At 68.9% G+C, this 24,075-nt stretch carries 26 protein-coding genes; 20 read left to right on the forward strand and 6 right to left on the reverse strand.

Features of this window, described 5'->3' with window-relative positions; all coding sequences use genetic code 11:
• Positions 1 to 373 precede the first annotated feature (373 nt).
• Complete coding sequence (locus JWQ81_RS39905) at positions 374 to 1,051, reverse strand: DUF4386 domain-containing protein (protein WP_297550136.1); 678 nt, start codon at positions 1,049 to 1,051, stop codon at positions 374 to 376.
• Between the two features lie 279 nt (positions 1,052 to 1,330).
• Here JWQ81_RS39905 and JWQ81_RS39910 point away from each other — a divergent pair, with 279 nt between their 5' ends.
• On the forward strand, positions 1,331 to 1,963 hold the full coding sequence (locus JWQ81_RS39910) for a YigZ family protein (protein ID WP_297550139.1): 633 nt from the start codon (positions 1,331 to 1,333) through the stop codon (positions 1,961 to 1,963).
• A gap of 9 nt (positions 1,964 to 1,972) precedes the next feature.
• Here the strand turns inward: JWQ81_RS39910 and JWQ81_RS39915 are convergent, their stop codons facing one another.
• Positions 1,973 to 2,233, reverse strand: coding sequence for a hypothetical protein (locus JWQ81_RS39915; protein WP_297550141.1), 261 nt, complete (start codon positions 2,231 to 2,233; stop codon positions 1,973 to 1,975).
• A 191-nt stretch (positions 2,234 to 2,424) separates the two neighbouring features.
• Between JWQ81_RS39915 and JWQ81_RS39920 the strand changes: the two genes are divergently transcribed.
• Genes JWQ81_RS39920 through JWQ81_RS39930 form a run of 3 tightly spaced genes read left to right on the forward strand, consistent with a single transcriptional unit; the run spans position 2,425 to position 6,890 of the window.
• The gene (locus JWQ81_RS39920; RefSeq protein ID WP_297550143.1) at positions 2,425 to 5,229 is read left to right on the forward strand and encodes an FAD-binding and (Fe-S)-binding domain-containing protein; all 2,805 of its coding nucleotides are present in this window, start codon (positions 2,425 to 2,427) and stop codon (positions 5,227 to 5,229) included.
• Between the two features lie 37 nt (positions 5,230 to 5,266).
• Positions 5,267 to 5,737, forward strand: coding sequence for a hypothetical protein (locus JWQ81_RS39925; protein WP_297550145.1), 471 nt, complete (start codon positions 5,267 to 5,269; stop codon positions 5,735 to 5,737).
• Positions 5,738 to 5,747: 10 nt separating this feature from the next.
• A complete protein-coding gene (locus JWQ81_RS39930) occupies positions 5,748 to 6,890 on the forward strand; it encodes a CaiB/BaiF CoA-transferase family protein (protein ID WP_297550147.1) in 1,143 nt (380 codons plus the stop codon).
• Here JWQ81_RS39930 and JWQ81_RS39935 read toward each other — a convergent pair.
• Positions 6,887 to 7,426, reverse strand: coding sequence for a hypothetical protein (locus JWQ81_RS39935; RefSeq protein WP_297550148.1), 540 nt, complete (start codon positions 7,424 to 7,426; stop codon positions 6,887 to 6,889). The two genes, JWQ81_RS39930 and JWQ81_RS39935, sit on opposite strands and share 4 nt — an antisense overlap.
• A gap of 49 nt (positions 7,427 to 7,475) precedes the next feature.
• Between JWQ81_RS39935 and JWQ81_RS39940 the strand changes: the two genes are divergently transcribed.
• Positions 7,476 to 8,042: a TetR/AcrR family transcriptional regulator gene (locus tag JWQ81_RS39940; RefSeq protein ID WP_297550150.1), complete on the forward strand. Its 567-nt coding sequence runs from the start codon at positions 7,476 to 7,478 to the stop codon at positions 8,040 to 8,042.
• Positions 8,043 to 8,048: 6 nt separating this feature from the next.
• Here the strand turns inward: JWQ81_RS39940 and JWQ81_RS39945 are convergent, their stop codons facing one another.
• Positions 8,049 to 8,618 carry a TetR family transcriptional regulator gene (locus JWQ81_RS39945; RefSeq protein ID WP_297550152.1) on the reverse strand — a complete coding sequence of 190 codons (570 nt, stop codon included), beginning with the start codon at positions 8,616 to 8,618 and terminating at the stop codon, positions 8,049 to 8,051.
• A gap of 118 nt (positions 8,619 to 8,736) precedes the next feature.
• On the opposite strand from JWQ81_RS39945, the gene JWQ81_RS39950 reads away from it, so the two are divergent.
• The 15 genes from JWQ81_RS39950 (at position 8,737) to JWQ81_RS40020 (ending at position 22,632) form a co-directional block, all read left to right on the forward strand.
• Positions 8,737 to 9,936 (forward strand): cytochrome P450, encoded by a 1,200-nt coding sequence (locus tag JWQ81_RS39950; RefSeq protein ID WP_297550154.1) that lies wholly within the window; start codon positions 8,737 to 8,739, stop codon positions 9,934 to 9,936.
• A gap of 3 nt (positions 9,937 to 9,939) precedes the next feature.
• The gene (locus tag JWQ81_RS39955; protein WP_297550156.1) at positions 9,940 to 10,155 is read left to right on the forward strand and encodes a ferredoxin; all 216 of its coding nucleotides are present in this window, start codon (positions 9,940 to 9,942) and stop codon (positions 10,153 to 10,155) included.
• Positions 10,156 to 10,458: 303 nt separating this feature from the next.
• Positions 10,459 to 10,743, forward strand: a complete 285-nt coding sequence (locus JWQ81_RS39960) for an MSMEG_0570 family nitrogen starvation response protein (RefSeq protein WP_297550158.1) — start codon at positions 10,459 to 10,461, stop codon at positions 10,741 to 10,743.
• A complete protein-coding gene (locus tag JWQ81_RS39965) occupies positions 10,740 to 12,065 on the forward strand; it encodes an MSMEG_0569 family flavin-dependent oxidoreductase (protein WP_297550160.1) in 1,326 nt (441 codons plus the stop codon). Before JWQ81_RS39960 ends, JWQ81_RS39965 begins: the two co-directional genes overlap by 4 nt.
• Entirely contained in the window at positions 12,065 to 12,883 is an 819-nt protein-coding gene (locus JWQ81_RS39970) for an amidohydrolase family protein (protein WP_297550162.1), read from the forward strand. Before JWQ81_RS39965 ends, JWQ81_RS39970 begins: the two co-directional genes overlap by 1 nt.
• 18 nt (positions 12,884 to 12,901) lie before the next feature.
• Positions 12,902 to 13,414: an MSMEG_0572/Sll0783 family nitrogen starvation response protein gene (locus JWQ81_RS39975; protein WP_297550164.1), complete on the forward strand. Its 513-nt coding sequence runs from the start codon at positions 12,902 to 12,904 to the stop codon at positions 13,412 to 13,414.
• Positions 13,415 to 13,427: 13 nt separating this feature from the next.
• Complete coding sequence (locus JWQ81_RS39980; RefSeq protein WP_297550166.1) at positions 13,428 to 14,501, forward strand: MSMEG_0568 family radical SAM protein; 1,074 nt, start codon at positions 13,428 to 13,430, stop codon at positions 14,499 to 14,501.
• A 1-nt stretch (position 14,502) separates the two neighbouring features.
• On the forward strand, positions 14,503 to 15,870 hold the full coding sequence (locus tag JWQ81_RS39985; protein WP_297550168.1) for an MSMEG_0567/sll0787 family protein: 1,368 nt from the start codon (positions 14,503 to 14,505) through the stop codon (positions 15,868 to 15,870).
• Positions 15,867 to 16,697, forward strand: coding sequence for a carbon-nitrogen hydrolase family protein (locus tag JWQ81_RS39990; RefSeq protein WP_297550170.1), 831 nt, complete (start codon positions 15,867 to 15,869; stop codon positions 16,695 to 16,697). Before JWQ81_RS39985 ends, JWQ81_RS39990 begins: the two co-directional genes overlap by 4 nt.
• Positions 16,698 to 17,531: a carbon-nitrogen hydrolase family protein gene (locus tag JWQ81_RS39995; RefSeq protein ID WP_297550171.1), complete on the forward strand. Its 834-nt coding sequence runs from the start codon at positions 16,698 to 16,700 to the stop codon at positions 17,529 to 17,531.
• 13 nt (positions 17,532 to 17,544) lie between these two features.
• Positions 17,545 to 18,609, forward strand: a complete 1,065-nt coding sequence (locus tag JWQ81_RS40000; RefSeq protein ID WP_297550172.1) for an MSMEG_0565 family glycosyltransferase — start codon at positions 17,545 to 17,547, stop codon at positions 18,607 to 18,609.
• A 459-nt stretch (positions 18,610 to 19,068) separates the two neighbouring features.
• Entirely contained in the window at positions 19,069 to 19,701 is a 633-nt protein-coding gene (locus JWQ81_RS40005; protein WP_297550173.1) for a GPP34 family phosphoprotein, read from the forward strand.
• A gap of 53 nt (positions 19,702 to 19,754) precedes the next feature.
• Positions 19,755 to 21,260, forward strand: a complete 1,506-nt coding sequence (locus tag JWQ81_RS40010; RefSeq protein WP_297550174.1) for an APC family permease — start codon at positions 19,755 to 19,757, stop codon at positions 21,258 to 21,260.
• Positions 21,257 to 21,859 (forward strand): GNAT family N-acetyltransferase, encoded by a 603-nt coding sequence (locus tag JWQ81_RS40015; RefSeq protein ID WP_297550175.1) that lies wholly within the window; start codon positions 21,257 to 21,259, stop codon positions 21,857 to 21,859. Before JWQ81_RS40010 ends, JWQ81_RS40015 begins: the two co-directional genes overlap by 4 nt.
• Positions 21,860 to 22,224: 365 nt before the next feature.
• Entirely contained in the window at positions 22,225 to 22,632 is a 408-nt protein-coding gene (locus JWQ81_RS40020; RefSeq protein ID WP_297550194.1) for a Rid family hydrolase, read from the forward strand.
• A gap of 6 nt (positions 22,633 to 22,638) precedes the next feature.
• Here the strand turns inward: JWQ81_RS40020 and JWQ81_RS40025 are convergent, their stop codons facing one another.
• Positions 22,639 to 23,427, reverse strand: a complete 789-nt coding sequence (locus JWQ81_RS40025) for a PIG-L family deacetylase (RefSeq protein ID WP_297550196.1) — start codon at positions 23,425 to 23,427, stop codon at positions 22,639 to 22,641.
• A gap of 37 nt (positions 23,428 to 23,464) precedes the next feature.
• Positions 23,465 to 24,019, reverse strand: coding sequence for a Clp protease N-terminal domain-containing protein (locus JWQ81_RS40030; protein WP_297550198.1), 555 nt, complete (start codon positions 24,017 to 24,019; stop codon positions 23,465 to 23,467).
• Positions 24,020 to 24,075 lie beyond the last annotated feature (56 nt).

Below are 24,075 nucleotides of genomic sequence, written 5' to 3' on the forward strand. Positions count from 1 at the left end.
ACCCCGGCGTAGACCGAAGCTGGGCGGACAGCTGTGGTGTTTCGCACAGCGGGCGCGCATCGTGGCGGGGCCACACAACAGTGGGTGGCCTCGCGTGAGGGTGTCCGTCATCGCGCACGTCATTGTGTCGAAGGCGTGGTCGTGCTTGCGCGGTCCCTTCGACCCAGGTGGTGGGGGTCGTCGGCGCGCGTTTTGCTGCTCCCGGGTTCGCCGGGTCTTATGACAGTAGTGTGAATTCGTTGTTATCGATATACGTCGTTGCTCGCGGGTGGGAAATGCCACGTGCCCGTTGACTACACCCAGTATTCCGCACAACTCAGGCCCTCGCACGGTGATCCGCGGTCAATACGGGCCTGAGCTGCGAAAACAGGCCTCAGCTGAGGTTCCGGGCTGCTCCTCCCGCGCGTTTACGCGGCAGCAACAGAGCAGCTGTGACGATCCAGATGAGCCCGCCGAACCGCCCGATCGGCAGAGCGGCGTCGAATCCGGTGCTGACCAGCGCGAACGTGCCCAGCATCGCGAGTCCCGCGATGACCAGCCCGGCCCACGCCACGGCCTTCGGCAGCAGCCCGAGGATGAGCGCGGGCACCGCGATGCCCGCGATGAGCAGCGCAAAGGTGACTCCGTAGCCGACACCGCCGAGCGCGAACGAGAGCTCGTTGAGCAGCTTCGCGACTGGTCCGTCGAGATCGGGCGCGGTCTGGGAGGCCGTCCAGGTCACGATTCCGCACAACGCGAGCATCATCGACGAGAGCAGGCCACCGGTGAACGCGATCGCCGATCCAGGCGCGGTGATCCCGAGCTGTCGCAGCCGCCGGTAGGCCGTCGCGGCGAGGATCGCCAGCGGGATGGCGGCCGCGAACTGAAGGAAACCGGCCACTTGCATCGCGCCGGCGTGGGACTGGAACGACGCGACCAACGCCACTGTGGACGTGCCGGGACGGGGTGTGCCGGCGGCGACGGCGACGTAGGCGACGGTGAACGCGGCGAACACTCCGGCGAGCAACCCGAGCGGCGGCCCGAGTTGCCGGGGCTTTTCGACGGTGACCATGAGGACTCCTGAATCGGGGGAATCGGACGCGAATGGGACGCCTTCACCCTGATCCTCGGCCCGCTGTCACCGCATCCGTCCCGCGACGACACCCGCTCCTACGTTCCCTGTCGCGTCCCGTCTCCGTGGGTGGTCGAGTGGACCGTTCTTCAGCAACTCGACGGCGAGTTGCGATCGTTGCGGAGGTCAAGTACCGCAACTCGACGGCGAGTTGCGGGGGTGCAAGGTGGGCACTCTTGGACAAAAGTGCCCTCGGGGGAGGGTGGTTAGGGTGGCAGGGTGGCGGAGGCGTATCTGAGTGTGGGGGCCGCCGCCGTGCACGAGATCGAGATCCGGCGCTCGCGGTTCATCTGCGCGGTCGAGCCGGTCGAGACGCCGGAGGCGGCGCGGGAAGTGATCGCGGCGCGGCGTAGGGCGGACCCGTCGGCGAGACACCATTGCCACGCCTTCGTCCTCGGACCGGACGGCCGGACGCAACGTTCGAGTGACGATGGGGAGCCGGCCGGGACGGCGGGGACACCCATGCTGGAAGTGCTGCGACGCCGGGAGCTCACCAACACCGTCGCCGTGGTGACCCGCTACTTCGGCGGGATCCTGCTGGGGGCCGGTGGCCTGATCAGGGCCTACGGCCAGGCTGTCAGCGAGGCGCTCGACACTGTGCGCGTCGCCGAGTTCCGCCGGCTTCGACTCGTCGAGGTCGCTGTCGGCTATGAGCGCGCGGGACGCCTCGAAAGCGACCTGCGCAACGGTAGATACCTGCTGCGGGACACGCGTTACGACGACCTGGCCCGGTTCGAGATCGGTGTGCCCGCGGGAGACCTGGAGGGCTTCCGCTCCTGGCTGGCGGACCTCACGGGCGGCGAGGCCGTCACCGAAGACACCGGCGAGCACTGGGTTGCGGCGTCGGGGTAACGCCGCAGGTCAGGCCGCTGAAACCTGAGGAACGGCGATGCTCAGTGCGGCCACTCCGGCCGCGGTGAGCAGGGCAGGCACCTGTTCGCCGCGCTGTCCCGGTCTGGCCGGGACGACCAGGCCCAGCCTGGCGAGGCGGTGGGCAGTCTGCTGATCGCAGCAGGCGAGTCCATCGACGAACAGGTCCGGTTCGCAGCTGCACGTGATTTCGGCGTGGCCCAGGGCCACAGCGGTCAGAGTGGCCCTCTCACGGCGGTTGAGTTCGATCATTACGGGTCCTCCTTTCTGATCTCTCCTTTAGTGAACTCCGTCCCACCGACAATATGACGCAAGACACTGGGGAAACGCTTGAATTCCCATCGTTCGTGCCCTAAGGCGCTCCGGCGAATGAACTTTCGGGCCACAACCAGTGCGACACACCCTGCTGGGCGCACCGCGGCCACCCGGTCTTGAATGGCCTGGTGGACACCAGCACCGCCATCAGGACCGACACCGCGACGCTCGCCCTCTATACGACCGACGCGTCGAACTACCGGCACACGCCGCTAGGTGTGGTCCTGCCGAAGTCGGCCGAAGACGTGGTCGACGCCGTCGCCGCCTGCCGCGAAGCCGGTCTGCCGGTGATCGCGCGCGGTGGTGGCACGAGCGTCGCCGGGAACGCGTGTGGCCCTGGCGTCGTGCTCGACACCTCGCGCTACTTCAGCGGCGTCATCGAGCTCGACCCCGAAGCCCGCGTTGCTCGCGTCGCGCCGGGAACCGTCCTCGACGACCTGCAGGCCGTCGCCGCGCCGTATGGGCTGCGGTTCGGCCCCGACCCGTCGACGCACAGCCGCTGCACGATCGGCGGCATGGTCGGCAACAACGCGTGCGGATCGCATTCGGTGGCCTGGGGACGCACCGCCGACAACGTCCGCGGCCTGGACGTGCTGCTCTACGACGGCACCAGGCTCAGCGTCGGCCCGATGTCACCCGCCGAGGTGGACCGTCGTGCCGCGCTGCCGGGCACCGAAGGCCGCGTGTTCTCCGAGCTGCGGTCGCTCGTGGCGGCCAACCTCGGGGTGCTGCGGACGGAGCTGTCGACGTGGCCGCGCCGCGTGTCCGGCTACGGCCTCGAACACCTGCTGCCGGAGAACGGGTTCGACCTCGCCAAGGCGTTGGTCGGCAGCGAGGGAACCTGCGTCACCGTGCTCGAAGCCACCGTCGGCCTTGTCCCGCTGCCGAAGCACAAAGCGTTGGCGGTACTCGGTTTCCCGTCGGACATCGCGGCCGCGGACGCTGTACCGGCCATCCTCCCGTGGTCGCCGCTCACGGTCGAAGGGGTCGACGCGGACCTTGTCGCGTTGTTGGAGCCCGGCCGCGCGTCCGACCTGCCGCCTGGTGGCGCGTGGCTGTTCGTCGAGCTCGCCGGGGATGAACCCGGGCAGGCTGAGGAGCGAGCCGTCAAGCTTGCGAGCGAGCTGGGCGGTTCGCTCACCGGCAGCGTTGTCCTCACCGATCCGGCCGCGCAGCGCACGCTGTGGCGCATCCGGGAGGAGGGCGCCGGCCTGGCGACCAGGCTCGCCGACGGGTCGGAGGCCTGGCCCGGCTGGGAGGACGCGGCGGTTCCGCCGGAACGGCTGGGGTCGTACCTGCGCGGGTTCAAGGCGCTGATGGCCGAATATGGCCGCCAGAGCGTGGTCTACGGCCACTACGGCGAGGGCTGCCTGCACATGCGCCTCGACTTCGACCTGCTGTCGACGTCCGGGATCGCGGAGTTCCGGACCTTCCTCGAGCGCGCCGCCGACCTGGTCGCCGCGCACGGCGGGTCGCTGTCCGGTGAACACGGCGACGGTCAGGCAAGGTCGGAGCTCCTCCCGCGGATGTACAGCCCTCAGGTGATCGCGCTGTTCGAGCGCTTCAAGGCGATCTTCGACCCCGGCGGCCGGATGAACCCGGGGATCCTGGTCGACCCGCGCGCGATCGACGCCGACCTGCGTGTCCGGCGCGCGCCGCTGGCGATCGAGGACGTCACCGTGCTCGCGTACCCGCACGACCACGGCAGTTTCGGCGAGGCGATGCGACGCTGTGTCGGCGTCGGCAAATGCCGCAACACCAGCGGTCCCGGGGTGATGTGCCCCAGCTATCGCGTCACTCGCGACGAGAAGCACTCGACGCGGGGGAGGGCGCACCTGCTCGCGGAAATGATCAACGGCGAGGTGATCACCGACGGCTGGCGGTCCGAGGAGGTCCGCGAGGCGCTGGACCTGTGCCTGTCGTGCAAGGGCTGCCTGTCGGACTGTCCGGTCGACGTGGACATGGCGACCTACAAGGCGGAGTTTTACCAGCAGCACTACAAGGGCCGCCTGCGCCCGGCGTCGCACTACTCGATGGGCTGGCTGCCGCTGTGGCTGAGGTTCGCCGCCGTGGCTCCGCGGCTCGCGAACGCCGTCACCAGCCGTCCTCGGCTCGCGGCCGCGCTGAAGCGTGCCGGGGGCATCGCGCCGGAGCGTGACTTGCCGACGTTCGCGACGAAGCCGTTCACACGCGCCCGGGCGGACCTTCGGCGCAAACGTTTGCCCGGCGGAAAGCCGGTGCTGCTCTGGCCGGATTCGTTCAACAACTACTTCACCCCGGATGTCCTCGACGCCGCCGCTGAAGTCCTCACCGCAGCCGGCTACGACGTCGTGCTGCCCGATCGGGGCGTGTGTTGCGGGCTGACTTGGGTGTCCACCGGGCAGCTCGGGGTCGCGCGGCGCGTTTTGCGGCGCACGATGTCGGTGCTGAAGCCCTATCTCGACGCCGGATACGAGGTCGCGGGTCTCGAACCGAGTTGCACGGCGTTGTTCCGCGGGGACTTGACGGCGTTGCTGCCCGGCGACCCGACGGCCGCGCTGCTCGCGGAGCGGACACGCACGTTCGCCGAGCTCCTGGACGCGTCGCCGGTGGACTTCCAGGCACTCGACGTCGACACGATCACCCAGGTGCACTGTCACCAGCACGCCGTGCTCGGCTTCGGCGCCGATGAACGCGCGATGGCCGCGGCCGGGATCCGGAACTCCACTTTGGACTCGGGATGCTGCGGGCTCGCCGGCAACTTCGGCTTCGAAAAGGGCCACTACGACGTGTCGGTCGCTTGCGCGGAGGACCGGCTCCTGCCCGCCGTACGGGACGCGGCCGCGGGCACCGTGGTCGTCTCGGACGGGTTCAGCTGCCGCACGCAGATCGCGCAGCAGTCCGAGCGCACCGCGGTCCATCTGGCCGAACTTCTCCGCCGGGCACTGCCCTGATGCAACCGATCCGACCGGTTGTGCCGTCTTGACGGGTATGACCAAGTCCTTGCTCGGCGTGACGGCGTTGGTGGCTCTCGTGTCCCTGACGGGATGCGCGTCGAAGCCCGCGGCGGTGGCTTGTCCGGCTCTCGCGGTGGCTCCTGTGATCAGCTTCACCCTCGATCCGGCGATCGCGGCCCAGGTCAGCACGGCGACCCTGTGCTGGACCGATTCCTGCCAGAAGACGCTGATCAGGCTGCTGCCGCACACGGCGAGCGTGCCGATCGCCTGTACGACCACGCCCTGCCCGACCACTTCGGGCACTTCGGGAGTTGTCGGTGTGCCGGACCTTTCGGCCAACCCGAGGACGGTGACCGTGTCGCTGGTCTACGCGCGCGAAAACCACGTCGTCGACCAGCAGTTGCCGCTCACGCCGAAGTCCGTTGACCCCGGAAACGGGTGTGGTCCGCGGATCCAGCCCGTGACGGTCGCCGTTGGCGCGGACGGGAAGGCGCACGCCGTTTAGGGTCGGCGGTATGACTCAGCTGCCACTTGCCGGGGTGACGGTCGTCGGGCTGGAACAGGCCGTCGCCGCGCCGTTCGCCACCCGTCAGCTCGCCGACCTCGGCGCCCGCGTGATCAAGGTGGAACGGCCGGGTAGCGGTGACTTCGCCCGCGCCTACGACGAGACCGTGCACGGCCAGTCGAGTCACTTCGTGTGGCTCAACCGCAACAAGGAGAGCATCGCCCTCGACGTCAAAGCACCCGCGGACCGCGCCGTGCTGGGGGCGTTGCTGGCGAAGGCCGACGTCTTCGTGCAGAACCTGGCACCTGGCGCGGCCGGGCGACTCGGCCTCGACGCCGAAACGCTGCGAGCGGAGCATCCGCGGCTCATCGTGTGCTCGATTTCGGGCTATGGATCGAGCGGGCCCTATCGCGCCAAGAAGGCGTACGACCTGCTTGTGCAATGCGAAGCCGGGGTCGTTTCCGTCACCGGGACGCCCGAGGCGCCGGCCAAGGCGGGGATCCCGGTCGCGGACATCGCCGCCGGAATGTACGCCTACAGCGGCGTGCTTTCCGCGCTGTACGAGCGGGAACGCACCGGCGAAGGCTCGGCGTTCGAGGTGTCGATGCTCGACGCGCTTGGCGAATGGGCCGGGTTTCCGTACTTCTACGCCAACTACGGCGGCAGCGAGCCACCACGCAACGGCGCGAAGCACGCGGCGATCTCGCCCTACGGCCCGTATACCACGGGAGACGGGACCACGGTCTTCATCGGCGTCCAGAACGAGCGGGAGTGGGCCTCGCTGTGCGAAAAGGTGCTGCACACGCCGGAACTTGCGACCGACCCGCGGTTCGACCGCAACTCGTCGCGGGTCGCGCGTGACGCCGAGCTGACCGGGATCATCGAGGCCGCACTGTCCGGCTCGACGGCGTCGGACGTCCAGGCGCTTCTGGACGCCGCCGGTATCGCCAACGCGCGGATGCGCACGATGGCGGAGTTCGCCGAGCACCCGCAGCTCGCCGCGCGTGAGCGCTGGGGGAGTGTCGGCACGCCCGCAGGCCCGGTCAGCGCCCTGCTGCCGCCGATCGAAGTCCCGGGCCGTACCCCGCGGCTCGACCCCGTCCCGGCCCTCGGCGAACACACCGCCGCCATCCTCGCCGAACTCGGCCTCTAGTGTGCGTCCCGCTCGGCGTAGCGCTTCAGGGTAAGGAATTCCTTCCTCATCATGATCAGGTCGCCCCAGACGAGTAGTGCGCCTCGGAGCCGGTCGAACCAGCCGTCCTGGGCTAGGACGAGCCGGCAGACCAGCCTGGATGACACGTCGTCGAGCGGGTGGACGGCGTACGTCACGGCCAACGGCCCGAACAGCCGTTCCGGCTTGGGCAGACCCCGGCCGGTGAAACTGCTTCCGGGCTGAACCTCGGTCAGCCTGAAGACCATCATCTCCTGCCCGACCGCCAGCTGGTCGGACCCCGGGACCAGCTGCGACGGGCTTTTGCGCCCCCGGTTGTCGAGCAGGTCGTAGCTGTACGGCGCGATCGAGAGCTGGCACAGCCACCGGAAGGTCAGCGCGGCGGGTGCGTCCACGGTGACGGCTCTGTCCAGCCGGACGAGTCGGTCCGCGGGGAGGTCCAGCACGGTGTCGGCCGGATAGCGGCGGTGGCGTTCCTCGTCGGTGGCACCCCAGTTTGTCCCGGAAGGCAGTCGCATGATGATCTCCGTACGGTAGCGTATGGTATCCGTACGGTACCGTACTGAAATGGTCGCGAAAAGCCCCTTGCGCAAGGAGGACTGGGCGGACGCCGCGCTGGCCGCGCTCGCCGAAGGCGGACTTCCGGCGATCGCGGTCGAGCCGATCGCGGCCAGGCTCGGCGCGACCAAAGGCAGCTTCTACTGGCACTTCAAGAACCGCGCGGCGCTGGTCGAAGCGACGTTGGAGCGGTGGGCCGAGCAGCACACGGAGTCACTGATCCGGGAGCTCGAGGCGGAACCCGAACCCCGGGAGCGGTTGCGCGGGTTGTTCGCCCAGGTGTTCGTGAGCCGGCCCGTCCACCGGACGGAGCTGGCACTGCTCGCCAAGGCCGAGGATCCGATGGTGGCGCCAGTGCTGGCGCGGGTCACCGCACGCCGCGTCGAGTTCATCGTCGACTGCCTGAGCGGGATGGGCTGCTCCGCGGAGGAAGCCCGGCAGCGCGCTGTCCTGGCGTACACCGCGTACGTCGGGCTCATCCAGGCGCAGCGCGCGAGTGCGGACACCCTGCTGAGCCCGGCTGAGCGCGGTCCCTACCTGGACTTTCTCTGGCTGGCGATCGGCGGCGAGGGGTAACGCGCGCTAGTCGGTGCGTTCCAGCAGTGACCTGATGCCGGTGAGCACCAGCTCGCAGATCTCGTCGGGGTCGGCGCTGGCCAGCGGTTCCTTGCCGGTGATGTCGCGGACCAGGCCGATCCCGAGCACCCAGGACAGCGCCAGGTCGGCGCGGAGTTCGGCGTTGTCGGCGTCGGTCAGTGTGGCGAGGGTCTTGGCGTACTCGTCACCGAGGCGACGGCGGATCGCGATCGCCGCGCTGTCGCTGCCGGTGGAGCGCAGGAACGCCTCCATCGATTTGTGCCGACTCGTTCCGTCCGGCGTGAGCATGCTCCGCAACGCCGTCTCGAGCAGCCTTTCCGGCGGCGTCGAGGCGAGCTGCTCGCGACCGCCGCGTGCCATCGTCTCCTCGAACAGCGCTTCCTTCGAGCCGAAGTAGCGGAACAGGAGGGCTTGGTTGACGCCGGCGAGCTTCGCGATGTCGCGGACCGTGGTCCGGTCGAAACCGCGCTCCGCGAACAGCTCCGAGCCGGCGTCGAGCAGCGCTTCTCTGGTTGCCGCCGCGTCTCTCTTGCGTGCGTGCTGCTCCGTGGTCATCAGGGCCTCCTTGTGCGCACACGGTAGTCGTAGAGCACTCGGTAGGCGCCTTGACGCGTTGAGTGACCAGCGCTAGCGTTGTAAGCACCTGCTTACACGCGATGTACGGGAGATTCTCTTGACCACCACGCACAGCCACTACGTCGAGCCGGTCACGTACCCCTTCAACGAAGAGGCGGGGCTGGGTATGGCCGAGGCTTACACGGCCGCCCGCGCAACCGAGGGGATGATCCGCGTCAGCCTGCCCCACGGCGAACCGGCGTGGCTCGCGACGCGGTACGCCGATGTGAGGTTCGTGCTCGGTGACAAGCGGTTCTCCCGCGCGGAGTCCCTCAACCACGACGCGCCGAGGATGAATCCGGCGAACAACAACACCGGCATCCTGTCGATGGACCCGCCCGACCACACCCGGCTGCGCACGCTGGTCGCGAAGGCGTTCACCATGCGCCGGGTCGAGGAGCTCCGGCCGCGGGTCCGGGAGCTCACCGGCGAGCTGATCGACGCCATGGTCGCCGCCGGCCGGCCCGCCGACCTCGTCGAGGACTTCGCGCTCCCGCTGCCGGTCGCGGTCATCTGCACACTGCTCGGTGTTCCCGTCGCGGACCGGTCCAAGTTCCGGGTGTGGAGCGACGCGGCGTTGTCGACGAGCTCGATGACGGCCGAGGAGTACCTGGCCAGCCGCGAGGAGCTGCGCGACTACATGCGCGGGCTCATCGCCGAACACCGCGAGCGCCCGGCCGACGACCTGATGACCGCGCTCATCGAGGCGCGCGACGAACGCGACAGGCTGACCGAGCTCGAACTGGTCGACCTGTGCGTCGGCATCCTGATCGCCGGCCACGAGACCACCGCGAGCCAGATCCCCAACTTCGTCTACGTGCTGCTGGAGAACCCCGAGCAGTGGGCGAAGCTGGCCGGCGACCTGACGCTGATCCCGGGCGCCGTTGAGGAGCTGACGCGGTTCGTCCCGCTCGGTGCCGCGGCCGGCTTCGCCCGGTACGCCACCGAAGACGTCGAGGTCGGCAGTGTGCTGGTCCGCGCGGGCGAGCCGGTGCTCGTCGCGATGGCGTCCGCGAACCGTGACGCGGCGCAGTTCAGCGACCCAGAGTCGCTGCAGCTCGACCGCGAAGGCAACCAGCACCTCGGCTTCGGCCACGGCGTCCATCACTGCCTCGGCGCCCAGCTCGCCCGGCTGGAGCTGCAGGAAGCGCTGCACGCGCTGGTGACCAGGCTGCCGGAACTCAAGATCACCGGGGACATCGCGTGGAAGACGCAGATGTTGGTGCGCGGCGCGCGTTCGATGCCTGTGGGATGGTGAGGCATGACTTGGTCAGTTGAAGTGGACGAGCACACCTGCATCGGCTCGGGCATGTGCGCGGCGTTGGCACCCGAGCTCTTCACCCTCGACGCCGCGACGGCGAGCGTGGTGTCGAGCAGCGTCGAGCCGGGCGAGCTCGTGCTCGACGCCGCCGATTCCTGCCCGGCCTCCGCGATCGTCGTGACCGACGGGAGCGAGGTCGTCGGCCCCCGTCCATAGCTCCCTTCTGCGGTCCCCTACGACTCGGGGGATCTTTCGTACCGAACCCCGGTGCGAAAGATCCCCCGAGTCGTTTTTTGCGCCCGGTCACGGCTAGGGCTCGTGAGTGTTCCGGCCGGTTCTACCCGGTCTAAACACTCACGAGCCCTGGACGTGCGCCGACGCGTGTTACGGCGGACGCGCTGGAGCGTTTACCTGGGGAGGTCTTGGTAACACGGGGCTGTTCCGGATGAAACGCGCCGGAAATCGACAGCCGGTCAACTGGAACCCGTCACAGCCCCGGCGAAATCCACGGAGGCGGTAGTGCCTGAGATCTACTTCCGGGTGACGTGGCCCGACGGTTCACGGCAACGATGCTACTCGCCTTCGCTCGTCGTTGAAGACTTTTTTCAAGCAGGACAGGCGTATTCGGTTTCGGACTTCCTCGAGCGCAGCACTCGCGCACTGGGTATCGCGTCGGACCGGGTGCGGGAGCGTTACGGGTTCGCTTGCGCCGCCGCGGCCGCCCAGCTCGACGAAATCGTGACCAGAGCGGGGAAGTACGGCACTGAAGGTGCCGAAGTGATCGTGGAGGGATTCGAACGATGAGCGAGAACCTCGACGGCCTGCACCGGCCGGTGGTCGTGATCGGCGGCGGGCAGGCCGGACTGTCGATGAGCCACTGCCTTACGCGGGCCGGCGTCGACCACCTGGTGCTCGAACGCGAGCGGGTCGGCCACGAATGGCGTTCCCGGCGGTGGGACTCGTTCTGCCTGGTGACCCCGAACTGGCAGTGCACCCTGCCCGGGTTCCCTTACCAGGGCGAGGATCCCAACGGGTTCATGCTGCGCGACGACATCGTCGCCTACCTCGAGGACTACGTGAAGTCGTTCGACGTCCCGCTCGTCGAAGGCGTCACCGCGACCCGGCTGCGGCAGGACCGGGACGGCACGTTCCGGATCGGCACCACCCGCGGCGAACTGACCGCGGACCAGGTCGTGCTGGCGACCGGGCCGTACCAGGTCCCGCTGAAGCCCCGGCTTGCCGAGCGGGTCCCGGAGTCCGTTCAGCAGGTGCATTCCTCGGATTACCGCAACCCGCAACAACTTCCGCCGGGCGAGGTGCTGGTCGTCGGCACCGGGCAGTCCGGGTGCCAGATCGCCGAAGACCTCCATCTCGCCGGCCGCAAGGTGCACCTGGCCGTCGGCTCCGCACCGAGGGTCGCCCGCGGCTACCGGGGCCGTGACGTCGTCGCGTGGCTCGATGAGATGGGCTACTACGGCAAGGCGATCGACGAGTTCGCCGACTCCGATGCCGTTCGCTTCCGCGCCAACCACTACGTCACCGGCCGCGACGGCGGACGCGACATCGACCTGCGCGCCTTCGCGCGTCAGGGCATGAGCCTCTACGGCAGGCTCACCGACATCCGCGGCGGCAAGGCCGCCTTCGACACCGACCTGCGCAAGAACCTCGACGGCGCCGACGCGGTGTCCGAGGGCATCAAGGACTCGATCGACGTCTTCATCGCCCGCGAAGGGATCCGCGCACCCGACGAGGCGCGGTACGAACCGGTCTGGGAGCCCGACGACGAGCCGGGTGAACTCGACCTGGCCGGGATCAGCGCGGTCGTGTGGAGCACCGGCTTCGGTCGTGACCACCGCTGGATCGAGATCCCCGTGTTCGACGGCCGCGGTTACCCGACGCACAGCCGCGGCGTGACCAGTTGCCGCGGCCTCTACTTCCTTGGCCTGCCTTGGCAATACACCTGGGGTTCCGGCCGGTTCTGCGGGGTCGCGGCAGACGCCGAGTACCTCGCGACCCAGATCAACGCGTCCCGATTCGGCGGCGGCGATGTCCGCTGGATCGCCGGAACGCCGGCGAGCACCTATCCGAGCGACGAAGACTGGATCGCCCCGAGGACGGTGGCGTGATGGCTGTCTACGACGCGCATCGCCATCTGGGTGTGCTCCCCGCGTACCCGTTCTACAATGGACCTCCGGTCGCGCCGGCCCTCGGTTCCCGCGCCACGATCGGTGAGCTGCTCGCGGACATGGACCGCGAAGGCACCGAGCGGGCGCTGGTCATCCCGAACTACGGCGTCCCGGATCCCGCGATCGCCTTCTCCTTCAACGAGTTGTGCGTCGAAGCGGCCGCCAAGGACGATCGGATTCGCGCGGCGCTGTGGGTGTCGCCCCGGCCCGAGGACGCGGCGTTGACCAACACGGCGTTGGCGCTGGCGGGCGAGTCCGGGGTCAAGGCGCTGAAGCTGAGCTTCCTGCTCGGTGGCAAGGCCGGCGACCCGGCGTGCAAACCGCAGCTGGACAAGATCTTCGCGACCGCGCGCCGATATGACCTCGTCGTCCACGTCCACACCTCGCCAGGGGCCGCGTCGGACATCGACGAGGTCGGCAAGCTCGTCGACGCCTACGCCGACCACGTCAAGTTGCACCTGGTGCATTTCGGCGGCGGGATGAGCGGGCACATCAAGCTTGTCGGCGGCCGGTTCTTCGACTGGATCGCCGCCGGGAAACAGGTCTACACCGACCTTTCCTGGGCGATCGGCTTCGCGCCGCGCTGGCTCGTCGACGAGGTGTCGCGCCGCGGCATCGGGCACGACCGCATCCTGTTCGCCTCGGACGAGCCGTGGGGCGACTACGACGGCGAGCGCGCCCGGCTGACCGCCGCGATGAGCGACGGTGAGCTGTCCACCTTGGTTTTCCGGAGCACCTTCGAACTGCTCTACGGATAAAGAGAAAGGGAACAACTGATGGCCGAGTTGACCGATACCGAGAAGACCAGCCTGGACGAGATTCCGCACCCGTCGTTGCCGCAGGGCTCGAATCTTTACGGTGGCACGAAGGTCTTCCCCGACTACCAGGCCGAAAACGGGGAAAGCTATTTCACCCTCGTGCACGGCATCGCGCACGAATCCTCGGTGAGTTTCGTGGCGATCCTGCAGGCGACCCGCGCGCAGCGCAAGGGTTTCGAGGCCGCGATCTACTTCTACGGCCCCGGTTCCCTGAACTGCCTGGCCACCCGCGGGTTCCCGACCACGGGCAACGCGGCGTTCCCCGGCGAGCTGAACATCAACGACCAGCTGAAGGCGTTCATCGCCGAGGGCGGCAAGGTCTACTGCTGCCGGTTCGGCCTTTCCCTGCACGGCGCGCGTGAAGAGGACCTCATCGAAGGGGTCATTCCCACGCATCCGCTGGACGTGCAGGATGCCCTTATCCATTACGCCCGCAAAGGCGCGGTCATCAACTCCACATACATGTTCTAGAACAGGAGTAGCTGTGCGCGTTGGCATCGAAGACGAAACACTGACAGCAAGGTCCGATCTCGCGGTTCATGGCGTTCGGATGGACGCTCCGGTCCGGCGCCGTAAGGGCGCCGGACCGAGCGACGACGGTCATCTGGTCGTCAACGGTGCCAACGCGGCGCTGCCGCTCAACCCCGAAAGCCCGTACTCCGTGCGTGACGGGCGGATCTTCAACGGCACGATCGACCTCGGCCTTTCGGTCGAACCCGTGGCACGGCCGAAGTTCTACGACCTGACCACGGCCGAAGGCGTGCGGTACGAACAGATCGCGCTCCTGCATGGGAAAGACGTCCTCGCCACCACGGTCGTCCAGACGTGCATCCGTTACGTGGAAGAGAAGCGGTGCCGGTTCTGCACGATCGAGGAGTCGCTGAAGGCGGGCAACACCGTCGCGGCGAAGACCCCGGCGCAGCTGGCTGAGGTCGCCGAGGCCGCGGTCCGGCTCGACGGCATCCGGCAGATGGTGATGACCACCGGCACCACGGCCGGCCCCGATCGCGGTGCGCGGCATCTCCTCAGGTGCGTCAAGGCTGTCCTCGAAGCCGTGCCCGGCCTGCCGATCCAGGTCCAGATCGAGCCGCCCGGTGAGCTTTCGGTGCTCACCGATCTGCGTGAGGCCGGCGCGACGTCGGTCGGCATCCACGTCGAGTCGCTGGACGACGACGTCCGCCGCCGCTGGATGCCGGGCAAGTCGTCCGTGCCGATGGCCGAGTACGAAGCCGCATGGGACGAGGCCGTCCGCGTCTTCGGGCGCAACCGCGTGTCGACGTACCTGCTCATCGGGCTCGGCGAGGACGCGGACGAGCTCGTCGCCGGCGCTGGGCGGCTGATCGACCGCGGGGTGTACCCGTTTGTCGTCCCGATGCGGCCGATGCTGGGCACCCTCGCCCGGCGTGACGGCGCTGTCGCACCCTCCGCCGCGCTGGTCCGCGATGTCACCGGTCGTGTCGCCGCGCTCTTGCGGGCGTCCGGGATGACCGGTGCCGACCAGCAGGCCGGCTGTGCCGCGTGCGGGGCGTGCAGTGTGCTGAGCTCGGTCGGGGGCTGACATGGACCCGGACGTGCTCGCCATCCTCGGTGATTCGAAAACCCTTGCTCGGCAACCGGATTTCCGGATCGAAGAGGCTCAGGACCGCCACGCGTACCACTCTTTGCGGACGAAGGTGTTCGTCGAGCGGCAAGGCCTCTTCGACACTCACGACCTCGACGCGCGCGATGACGATTCACGCACGATCGTGCTGCTGGCCCGGGATACTTCGGGTGCCGTGCTCGGCGGTGTCCGGCTCGGTCCCGTCGACGACGGGCCGGACCTGGGCTGGTGGACCGGCGGTCGGCTGGTCGTCGAGCCCGGGGTGCGCCTCGGCGTCGGCGCCGCGCTGGTCCGAGCCGCGTGCGCCCGTGCCGAAAGCGCCGGGGTGCTGCGGTTCGAGGCGACCGTGCAGCAGCAGAACGAGCGGATGTTCACCCGGCTCGGCTGGGACAGCGTGCGCCCGGTGACCGTCGCCGGGGCCGACCACGTCCTGATGCGGTGGCCGATCGGGCGGATCGCGGCCCTGGCCAGGTCGACCAAAAGCGCGCTGGGCTCATTGCTGCATGGTCTCACCGGCGTTCCCGGGTTCGTCGGCGACGACGGTGTCCCGGTGCCGGGCACCGACGTCGTCGCGGCCTGTGACGCGATCATCCCGTCGATGGTCGAGCGCGACCCGGAATGGGCAGGCTGGTGCTCGGTGCTGGTCAACCTCAACGACCTCGCCGCGATGGGTGCCGAGCCTGTCGGCCTGCTCGACGCGCTCGGCGCCCGCGATCGGTCGTTCGCCTCGCGAGTCCTTTCCGGACTGCGGCGGGCGAGCCAGGCTTACGGCGTCCCTGTCCTCGGTGGACACACGCAGTTCGGGGTTCCGGCGTCGCTGGCCGTCACCGCGCTCGGCCGTACGTCGAATCCGGTACCTGGTGGCGGCGGAAGACCTGGCCAGAAGGTGCGGCTGACCGCGGACCTCGGCGGCTCCTGGCGGCCGGGGTACACCGGACGTCAATGGGATTCGACGAGCACGCGGTCCACTGTGGAACTCCGGGCGATGCTCGGCGCGGTCGCCGCGGCGCGTCCGGCGGCGGCGAAGGACGTCTCGATGGCCGGTCTCGCCGGTACCCTCGGGATGCTCGCCGAAGCCGGCGGATGCGGCGCGGTCCTCGACGTCGCCGACGTGCCCCGGCCACCGGAAGCTTCCGTGGGCGACTGGTTCACCTGCTTCCCCGGGTTCGCGATGCTCACCGCCGGCGGCCCGCCACTCGACGCCGGACCGGCGGTGAGCGTGGAATGCGGCAAACTGGTCGACGGACGCGGCGTCACGCTGCGCTGGCCGGACGGCGAACAGACCCGGGTGATCGATGACGATGTAACCGGATTGGGGAGAACATGACCATCTTGCGGATGGCTGCGGTCGCGGCGCCGTTCGACCGTGACCTCGAAGGTGGCTTCGCCCGCATCGAGAAGCTGATCGCGGAAGCCAGAGCCGAAGGTGTCCGACTGCTCGCGCTGCCCGAGGCCTGCCTCGGCGGCTACCTGGCCAACCTCGACGGCGGCGCCGAGGGTCCGCCCGCACTCGCCGTCGACGGCCCGGAGATCCGGCGGCTCGCAGCGCTGGCCGGCGACATGGTGGTGACCGCCGGCTACTGCGAGGACGCGGGTGACCGGTTGTACAACAGCGCGGTGTGTGTCACGGGCGACGGCGTCCTCGGCCACCACCGCAAGGTCCACCAGCCGCTGAACGAGGGCGCGAGCTACGGCGCGGGCGGTTTGTTCGAGGCGTTCGACACGCCGGTCGGCCGGTTGGGCATGATGATCTGTTATGACAAGGCATTCCCGGAATCGGCCAGGGCGCTCGCGTTGAGCGGCGCGGAGATCGTCGTGTGCATGTCCGCGTGGCCGGGCAGCCGGACCAACGCCAGTGCCGACCTCGAGCAGGACCGGTGGAAGCGCCGGTTCGACCTGTTCGACCGCGCCCGCGCGCTGGAGAACCAGATCGTCTGGCTGTCGTCGAACCAGTCCGGCACCTTCGGTGACCTGAAGTTCGTGTGCAGTGCCAAGATCGTCGACCCGGGCGGCGAGATCCTCGCGGACACCGGGGTCGCCGAGGGAATGGCTGTCGCCGAGCTCGACGTCGCCGAGGCCCTCGCGACCGCGCGTCGCTCGATGGCGCATCTGCGGGACCGGCGCCCGGAGGCCTACGCCGCCGGTGCCGCGTAGATGGCGCTGATCCGCATCGCCGCCGTCGCCGCGCATTTCGGCCGCGACCTCGACTTCGGCCTGCAGCGCATCGCGACGCTCATCGACCACGCCCGGCAGTCGGGGGTGTCGGTGCTGGTGCTGCCGGACGCCGCGCTCGGCGGGTACCTCGCGGACCTGCGCCATCCGGACCCCGAGGCGCTGCCACCGGCGCTCGAACCGGACGACGCGCATCTGCGCAAGATCGCCGCGATGGCCGCGGAAATGGTCGTCTGCGTCGGTTACTGCGAGGCGGACGGGGACGATCGGTACAACTCGGCCGTGTGTGTCACCGGCGACGGCGTCCTCGGGCGGCATCGCAAGGTCCACCAGCCGCCGGGGGAGAGCGTCGCGTACTCGCCGGGTGACACCTTCGCCGCGTTCGACACCCCGGTCGGGCGCGTCGGCATGCTGATCGACTACGACAAGACGTTCCCGGAGGCCACCCGCAGCCTCGCCGTCGACGGCGCGGAGATCGTCGCGTGTCTGTCGGCGTGGCCCACGAGCATCACCAACCGCGCGCCGCGGATGGCGCAGGACCGGCAGTCGCGGTTGTTCGACCTGTACGACTGCGCCCGCGCGGCGGAGAACCAGGTCGTGCTCGCGTCGTCCAACCAGACCGGCGCGATGGGCGGGATGCGGTTCCTCGGGCAGGCGAAGGTCGTCGGCCCCGGCGGCGAGATTCTCGCGCGCACCTGGTCGAAGGCCGGGATCGCGGTAGCCGAACTCGACGTCGCCGCCGAGATCGCCACCGCCCGCCGCGTCCTCAACCACCTCGGTGAACGCAAACCCGCCAGCTACCGAGGCCTCGCGTGAACGGATGCCGGGTATGAGGATCGCGTTGCTCAGCTACTCGACGAAGCCGCGTGGCGGGGTCGTGCACACACTCGCGCTCGCCGAGGCATTGGCCGCGCTCGGGCAGGACGTCACGGTGTGGACGTTGGGCCGTGGCGGCGACACCGGGTTCTTCCGGCCGGTCGACCCGCGCGTGCGGCTGGCGATCGTGCCGTTCGTCGACTTCGCGGAGGAGACGGTCGGCGAGCGCATCCTGCGGTCCATCGCCACCCTGCGTGCCGCGTTCACCCCGGCGGACTTCGACGTCGTGCACGCGCAGGACTGCATCAGCGCCAACGCCGTCGACCGCTGCGTGCGGACCGTGCACCACCTCGACCACTTCACCACGCCCGAGCTGGCGGCCTGCCATGAGCGGGCGATCGTCCGGCCGTTCGCGCACGTCTGCGTGTCCGCCGCGGTCGCGTCCGAGGTCGCCGACGGCTGGGGTATCACCGCGACCGTCATCCCCAACGGCGTCGACGCCGACCGGTTCGCGTCCGCGCCGCCGGGCCCGTGGCGGGAGTGGTTCGGCCGGTACGTGCTCGCCGTCGGCGGGATCGAGCCGCGCAAGGGCACGCTGGACCTGCTCGAGGCGTACGCCCTGCTGCGCGAACAGGAGCCGGACGTCCGGCTGGTCATCGCGGGCGGCGAGACGCTGTTCGACTACCGCGATTACCGCGAGCAGTGGGAGAAGCGGGCCGCGGAGCTCGACGTCGAACCCGCCGTCCTCGGCACCGTGGACCACGGCGAACTGCCGTCGCTGGTCACCTCGGCGAGCGTGTTCGCGTTCCCGTCGACCAAGGAGGGGTTCGGGATGGCGGCGATGGAGGCGCTCGCCGCCGGCGTCCCGGTGGTGACCCGCGAACTCCCCGTCTTGCGCGAAGTCTTCGACGGTGCCGTGCGCTTTGCCGACGACCCGCCCGGCTTCGCACGCGAACTGCGGGTGGCGCTGGCCGATCCGACGTCCCATCTCGACGCCGGCCGTGCGCTCGCCGCGCGCTACACCTGGCCCGCCGCCGCTTCCGCGCACCTCGCCCTCTACCGCACCCTGGCCTCCTGAAGCCCGCAAGTCGCCGTCGAGTTGCGATGCTTGCGGACGCTAAGTACCGCAACTCGCCGTCGAGTTGCGAGGGGTAACGACGCGCGAAGCGACCGAAGGGGCACTTTTGCACTTTTGTGCCCCCTTTGAATTTTCAACGAGGGCACTTTTGGACAAAAGTGCCCTCGGGGTGGTCGCATACGGTGACTTAGTTGCTCGTACTGATTAGACCTTTGGTGCGAATTATTCACACTAATAGAGCATCCGGTACTGCGCAGGTGCCCTTTGAATTGTTCGCCGATCTCACGACCTGGACTCGCTACCAGGAACGTGGGGGTCTCAGGGCCGTGTACGAGCGCCAACCACTACCCTTGGCCCGCCGCCACGGATGACTGGACCAATAGGGCAGAAACTGGGGAGTTCGTGCCACGATGACTGTTCACCGCTCGCTCACGTCGGTCCGGAAGGGGAGCCGTATCGGTGTTGGCGCTGCTACTCGCCGATGATTTCTTCTTCGCCGCGCAGGACGAGGTGTCCGGCAAGAGCAGGCTCGGCGACCGCGCGTTGGGCCTCGGGCTCGCCGGTTCACTGTTGTGCGAACTTGTCATCTCCGGGCGGATCACCGTGGCGAAAGGGCGTCTCTCGGTGGTGGACCGCACGCTGCCCGAAGATCTCGCCGGCCAGGCGATTCTCGAGGAAATGATCCGCGAGCACGAGGTCACCGTCGTCCGCGACTGGCTGCGGTACCTCAGCCGGACGACGTTCGAGCTCGTCGCACGCAGGCTGCTCGCCGCCGGCCACGTCCGGGCGACCGCCGCGGGCCGCATCCGGCGCACCGTGGTCTACCGGCCGGTCAACATGAACACCGCGGCCTGGCCGCTCGCGCGCTTGGCGTTGCGCGCCACCCGCCGCGAGCAACTGGAACTCACCGACGTCGTCCTGGCCGGCCTGCTGGCCGCGACCGGGCTCGACCGGACTCTGCTCGAAGGAGTCCCGGCGGACGGGCGCGAGCACCTCATGGGTGCCGTGCCCCGCTTGCCGCCCTCGCTGCGCGCCCTGGTCGCCGAGACCGAGGCCGCGATCGGCGACGCCGTTCTCCGGCATCGGAAATAGGCGCCGCCGGAACACCCTCACTGTCCGGTCCCCCCCTGAACCCTGGAGCAGCCATGTCCCATACGAGGTCATCGAACCGGCGCGGAAGCGTGTCGACGGCGCTGGCGGCCGACCGCCTCGGCGTCCCGTCCGTGTTGTTCTTCGTCATGTCGGCGGCGACCCCGCTGACCGTGGTCGCGGGCGTGGTGACCACCGGCTTCGCCATCACCGGCCTGGTCGGCATCCCGTTCGCGTTCGTCGTCGTCGCGCTCGTCCTCGCGCTGTTCTCCGTCGGGTACGTGGCGATGGCCCGCTACCTGGCCAACGCCGGTGCGTTTTACGCCTACATCAGCCAGGGCCTGTTCAAGCCGCTCGGCGTCGGTGGCGCGTGGGTCGCGCTGCTCGCGTACAACGCGTTGCAGGTCGGGCTCTACGGCGCGATCGGCGCCGCCGCGGCACCGGTCCTGCACGACTGGTTCTCCGTCGACGTCGCCTGGTGGATCGTCGCGCTGGTCGCCTGGGCGCTGGTCGGAGCGCTTGGCCTGCAGCAGATCGACGTCAACGGCAAGATCCTCGCCGTCCTGCTGTGCACCGAGGTCGCGGTCATCGTGCTGTTCAGCATTGCCGACCTGTTCCACCCGGCCGGCGGCTCGATCACCTTCGACACCCTTGAGCCGAGCAACCTGTTCGGCCCTGGGGTCGGCGCGATCCTTGGGCTCGCCACGCTCGGGTTCGTCGGGTTCGAATCCTCTGTGGTCTTCAGCGAAGAAGCGCGCGACCCGCGCCGGACGGTCCGCATCGCGACCTTCCTCTCGGTCGGCATCATCGGGGTCCTGTACGCGTTCGCGTCGTGGGCGATGAGCGTTGCGACCGGGCCGGGCCAGATCGTCGCGAAGTCGCAGTCGGACAGCACGGAACTGATCTTCAACCTCGCGCAGGCTCATCTGGGCGGGGCGATCGTCGAGATCGGGCGCGTCCTGTTCGTCACCAGCCTGATCGCCGCGATGATCTCGTTCCACAACACCACGGCCCGCTACATGTTCGCGCTCGGCCGCGAGCGGGTCCTCCCCGCCGCGCTCGGCCGGACCTCGCGCACCGGCTCGCCGATGATCGGTTCGCTGATCCAGACCGTCATCGGGTTCGTGGTCATCGTGCTCTACGCCGTCACCGGCGGGGACCCGCTGATCAAGCTGTTCTTCTGGGGTGGCACTGCCGGTGGGCTCGGTGTGCTGTTCCTCATCGCGACGACGTCGATCTCGGTCGTGGTGTTCTTCAAGCGCACGCCGTCGGAGGAGAACCTCTGGCGTCGGCTGATCGCGCCCGCACTGGCCAGCATCGCGCTGCTCGTCGTCGTGTACCTCGCCGTGACCAACTTCGCGACGTTGCTCGGCGTGCAGCCGGACGACCCGCTGCGCTGGCTGATCCCGGTGATCTACCTGGTCGTCGCGATACTCGGGATCTTCTGGGGGCTGGCCTTGCGGGCCAAGCGCCCGGATGTCTACGCGACCATCGGCATGGGTGCCAAGACCGCTGTCGCGGCTGTGGCCGTCGCGTTCAGCGCCGAGGAGGCTTCGCTGTGACGCCGAAGATCGTTCGCGCGGAGGCGGGGCAGGCGGACCTGGTCGCCGGGATCGTCGCCGAGTCGTTCACCGACATCGAACCCGCGAAGTGGCTCGTACCCGATGATGCGGCCGAACGGACGAAGGTGCTGAAGGCCGACTTCCTGATCATGGTCGAGCACGCCCTCGTCCACGGCCACGTCGACCTGCTGTCCGACTACTCCGCGGCGGCCGTGTGGTTCCCGCACGCCGCTGTCGACGAGATGCCGCCACCGGCGGACTACGACGCCCGGTTGGTCGCGGCCTGCGGCCCGCATTCCGACCGGTTCCGGACGCTCGACGAACTGTTCGACGCGAGTCATCCCCACGGCGTCGAGCACCAGCACCTGGCGTTCCTTGCCGTCCTGCCGGCTGTGCAGGGGCAGGGTTTGGGCACTGTGCTGATCAACGAGAACCACCGCCTGCTCGACGCGGCCGGGGTCGCGGGGTACCTGGAAGCGAGCGGCCCGCGGTCCCGCGAGCTCTACCTGCGCCACGGCTACCGCGACCGTGACGGGGCCCCGTTCCACCTGCCCGACGGGCCGCCGATGTGGCCCATGTGGCGCGAGCCCGGAGCCTGAGCGGGGCTGACGGCGTTCCCTCGGCACGACATGGCGACCCTCGCGTGGCGTTCAAGGCCATAAGGGTGGCCCCGAGGGGTGTCGGGTGGTTGGTCGGTTGAGGTGGCAGGTTCGGCTTTACCGCAGCAAGGATCGAGGCGAGTTGGTGCATGCGCAAGGGGGTCCGCGGGCCTGTGGCGTCGTCTCGTTGTGGCGTGTCGTGAAGGCCACCTTCACGGCGTAAGGCGCACTCAACTAGGCCTTGACGACGTCTCTGCCCTGCCGAAAGTGCCTCCAGGAGCCACTCCAACGCCATCACTGCTGCCGCGCTGGGCGCGGCGAAAAAGCGGTGGCATCGGCCGGTTTCGGTCGACGAGGATGACGCGGTGAGCATCATCAGGCGGACCCCGCCGGGGCTTCATCCGACACCCGGCTACCACCACGTCAACGAGACCGACAGCCGGACCACGATCTACTTCGCCGGCCAGTGCCCGGTCACCCCGGACGACCAGGTCGTCGAAGGCGACGTGTTCGCCCAGGTCGACCAGGTCATCCGCAACACAGCGACCGCACTGGTCTACGCCGATGTGCGGGCGTCCGACGTCATCCGCACGGTGGTCTATGTCCGGTCCGACGAGCAGCCCGTGCTTTCCGCGGTGTGGAGCCGGTTCAAGGACTCCGAGATCGGCGAAGCCTTCACCACCGCGAGCACCCTGGTCGGCGTCAGCCAGCTCGGCTACCCGGGCCAGCTCGTAGAACTCGACGTGACCGCTGTCGGGCGCGGCCTCCGGTAGGTGCTCTCAGAGGCCGGCCATGAGGTCGGTTTCGGTGATCCCGGGGCCTTGGCCTTCGCGGATGAACCACTCGGTGCCGAACGCTCCGGCGAACGCCTCGTCGGCCAGCGAAAGGAAGAACGACTCCTCGCTGATCTGGCTGGAATGGGCGCGCATGGCGGCGCGTTTGCGCGGCAGGAACGCCGTGACGTCGACGGCGGCGGTGATGATCGACTCCGGCTTGCCGAAGTCTGGAAGCTCTTCGATGTCGGGCATCTCGAGTTCGACGCCCGCCGCGACGGCCGCCTGCCGGCCGCGGATCATGTGGTCGCGGTTCATCGTGTTCTGGAAGACCCGCGCGGTGCCGGCTAGCTCGGCCGCGCGCATGCCGACGCGGTGCACCTGGATGTGGTCGGGGTGGCCGTAGCCGCCGTTGTCGTCGTAGACAGTGAGGACGTCGGCGCTCTCCTCGCGCAGGATCGCGGCCAGCTTCTGCGCGGCTTCCTCGACCGATGCTGTCCAGAAGGAACCCGGGGCGTCGTTGAGCGTCTCGCCCATCATCCCCGAGTCGACGTAACCGAGGAACTCGACGCGTTTCACCCCCAGGACGTCTGCCGCGGCCTGGGTTTCGATGATGCGGCGCTCCCACAGCTGCTCACCTTCGGAGAGGAACCCGTCCGGCACTTCACCGTGTTCGCCGCGGGTCGCGACGACCAGCACGACGCGGTGTCCTTCCTCGGCTGCTTTGAGCATGACTCCGCCGCAAGCGATGGACTCGTCGTCGGGATGGGCGTGGAACGAAACCAGGGTGGCCATGTCACAAACGGTAGCCGCGGGGTACGACAGATTCGGTTCAGCGCTCGTCGAGGCGGTGCTGCAGCTTGGCCACCTGCGCGGTCAGCCGCGTGACCTGCTGCTCGAGGATCGCCAGCCGGGGCACCATGTCCACCGCGGGGCTGCGCTCGCCCGAGCCTGCTTTGACCTCTGCCTGCACCGACGCGAGCGCACGCCGCCGCACGTCGTCGAGGTCGACGTCCATGTCGGCCAGCACCCGGCAGGCGAGGTTCTCGGTGTCATCGAGGATGCCCAGCAGGATGTGCCCTGGCGCGATGAACGAGACATGGGCGGCGGTGGCTTCGCGCAACGCCTCCTCCAGCGCCTTCTTCGCCCTGGTAGTGAACGGGATATGTGAACTTGCCGGAGCTTGCGCGGGGGAGAGCCGCTGGGTGACGTCGCGTGCCACGTAGATCCCCACTCCGACGAGCGGCGGGTCCCCGGCCTGTTCCCGCAAGGAGATCAGGCCCAGTAGCAGATGCTCGGTGCCGATCGACCGATGCTCGAGCAGCCGGGCTTCTTCCTGGGCCAGGACGACGATCCGCCGGGCCGATTCAGTGAACCTCTCGAACATGCGCCACCCCTCCGTCGGCCGTCCAGAATACCGGGCTGGTGAGTGTTCCGGCCGCT

This window comes from Amycolatopsis sp., assembly GCF_025464955.1.
In the GTDB taxonomy this organism is placed as follows: Bacteria; Actinomycetota; Actinomycetes; order Mycobacteriales; family Pseudonocardiaceae; genus Amycolatopsis.

Bases quoted from the DNA above. Each gene is read 5' to 3' on its own strand.
- JWQ81_RS39905 (WP_297550136.1), bottom strand. From the start codon at position 1,051: ATGGTCACCGTCGAAAAGCCCCGGCAACTCGGGCCGCCGCTCGGGTTG.
- JWQ81_RS39915 (WP_297550141.1), bottom strand. From the start codon at position 2,233: ATGATCGAACTCAACCGCCGTGAGAGGGCCACTCTGACCGCTGTGGCC.
- JWQ81_RS39925 (WP_297550145.1), top strand. From the start codon at position 5,267: ATGACCAAGTCCTTGCTCGGCGTGACGGCGTTGGTGGCTCTCGTGTCC.
- JWQ81_RS39930 (WP_297550147.1), top strand. From the start codon at position 5,748: ATGACTCAGCTGCCACTTGCCGGGGTGACGGTCGTCGGGCTGGAACAG.
- JWQ81_RS39935 (WP_297550148.1), bottom strand. From the start codon at position 7,426: ATGCGACTGCCTTCCGGGACAAACTGGGGTGCCACCGACGAGGAACGC.
- JWQ81_RS39940 (WP_297550150.1), top strand. From the start codon at position 7,476: ATGGTCGCGAAAAGCCCCTTGCGCAAGGAGGACTGGGCGGACGCCGCG.
- JWQ81_RS39945 (WP_297550152.1), bottom strand. From the start codon at position 8,618: ATGACCACGGAGCAGCACGCACGCAAGAGAGACGCGGCGGCAACCAGA.
- JWQ81_RS39955 (WP_297550156.1), top strand. From the start codon at position 9,940: ATGACTTGGTCAGTTGAAGTGGACGAGCACACCTGCATCGGCTCGGGC.
- JWQ81_RS39965 (WP_297550160.1), top strand. From the start codon at position 10,740: ATGAGCGAGAACCTCGACGGCCTGCACCGGCCGGTGGTCGTGATCGGC.
- JWQ81_RS39970 (WP_297550162.1), top strand. From the start codon at position 12,065: ATGGCTGTCTACGACGCGCATCGCCATCTGGGTGTGCTCCCCGCGTAC.
- JWQ81_RS39975 (WP_297550164.1), top strand. From the start codon at position 12,902: ATGGCCGAGTTGACCGATACCGAGAAGACCAGCCTGGACGAGATTCCG.
- JWQ81_RS39985 (WP_297550168.1), top strand. From the start codon at position 14,503: ATGGACCCGGACGTGCTCGCCATCCTCGGTGATTCGAAAACCCTTGCT.
- JWQ81_RS39990 (WP_297550170.1), top strand. From the start codon at position 15,867: ATGACCATCTTGCGGATGGCTGCGGTCGCGGCGCCGTTCGACCGTGAC.
- JWQ81_RS39995 (WP_297550171.1), top strand. From the start codon at position 16,698: ATGGCGCTGATCCGCATCGCCGCCGTCGCCGCGCATTTCGGCCGCGAC.
- JWQ81_RS40000 (WP_297550172.1), top strand. From the start codon at position 17,545: ATGAGGATCGCGTTGCTCAGCTACTCGACGAAGCCGCGTGGCGGGGTC.
- JWQ81_RS40010 (WP_297550174.1), top strand. From the start codon at position 19,755: ATGTCCCATACGAGGTCATCGAACCGGCGCGGAAGCGTGTCGACGGCG.
- JWQ81_RS40025 (WP_297550196.1), bottom strand. From the start codon at position 23,427: ATGGCCACCCTGGTTTCGTTCCACGCCCATCCCGACGACGAGTCCATC.
- JWQ81_RS40030 (WP_297550198.1), bottom strand. From the start codon at position 24,019: ATGTTCGAGAGGTTCACTGAATCGGCCCGGCGGATCGTCGTCCTGGCC.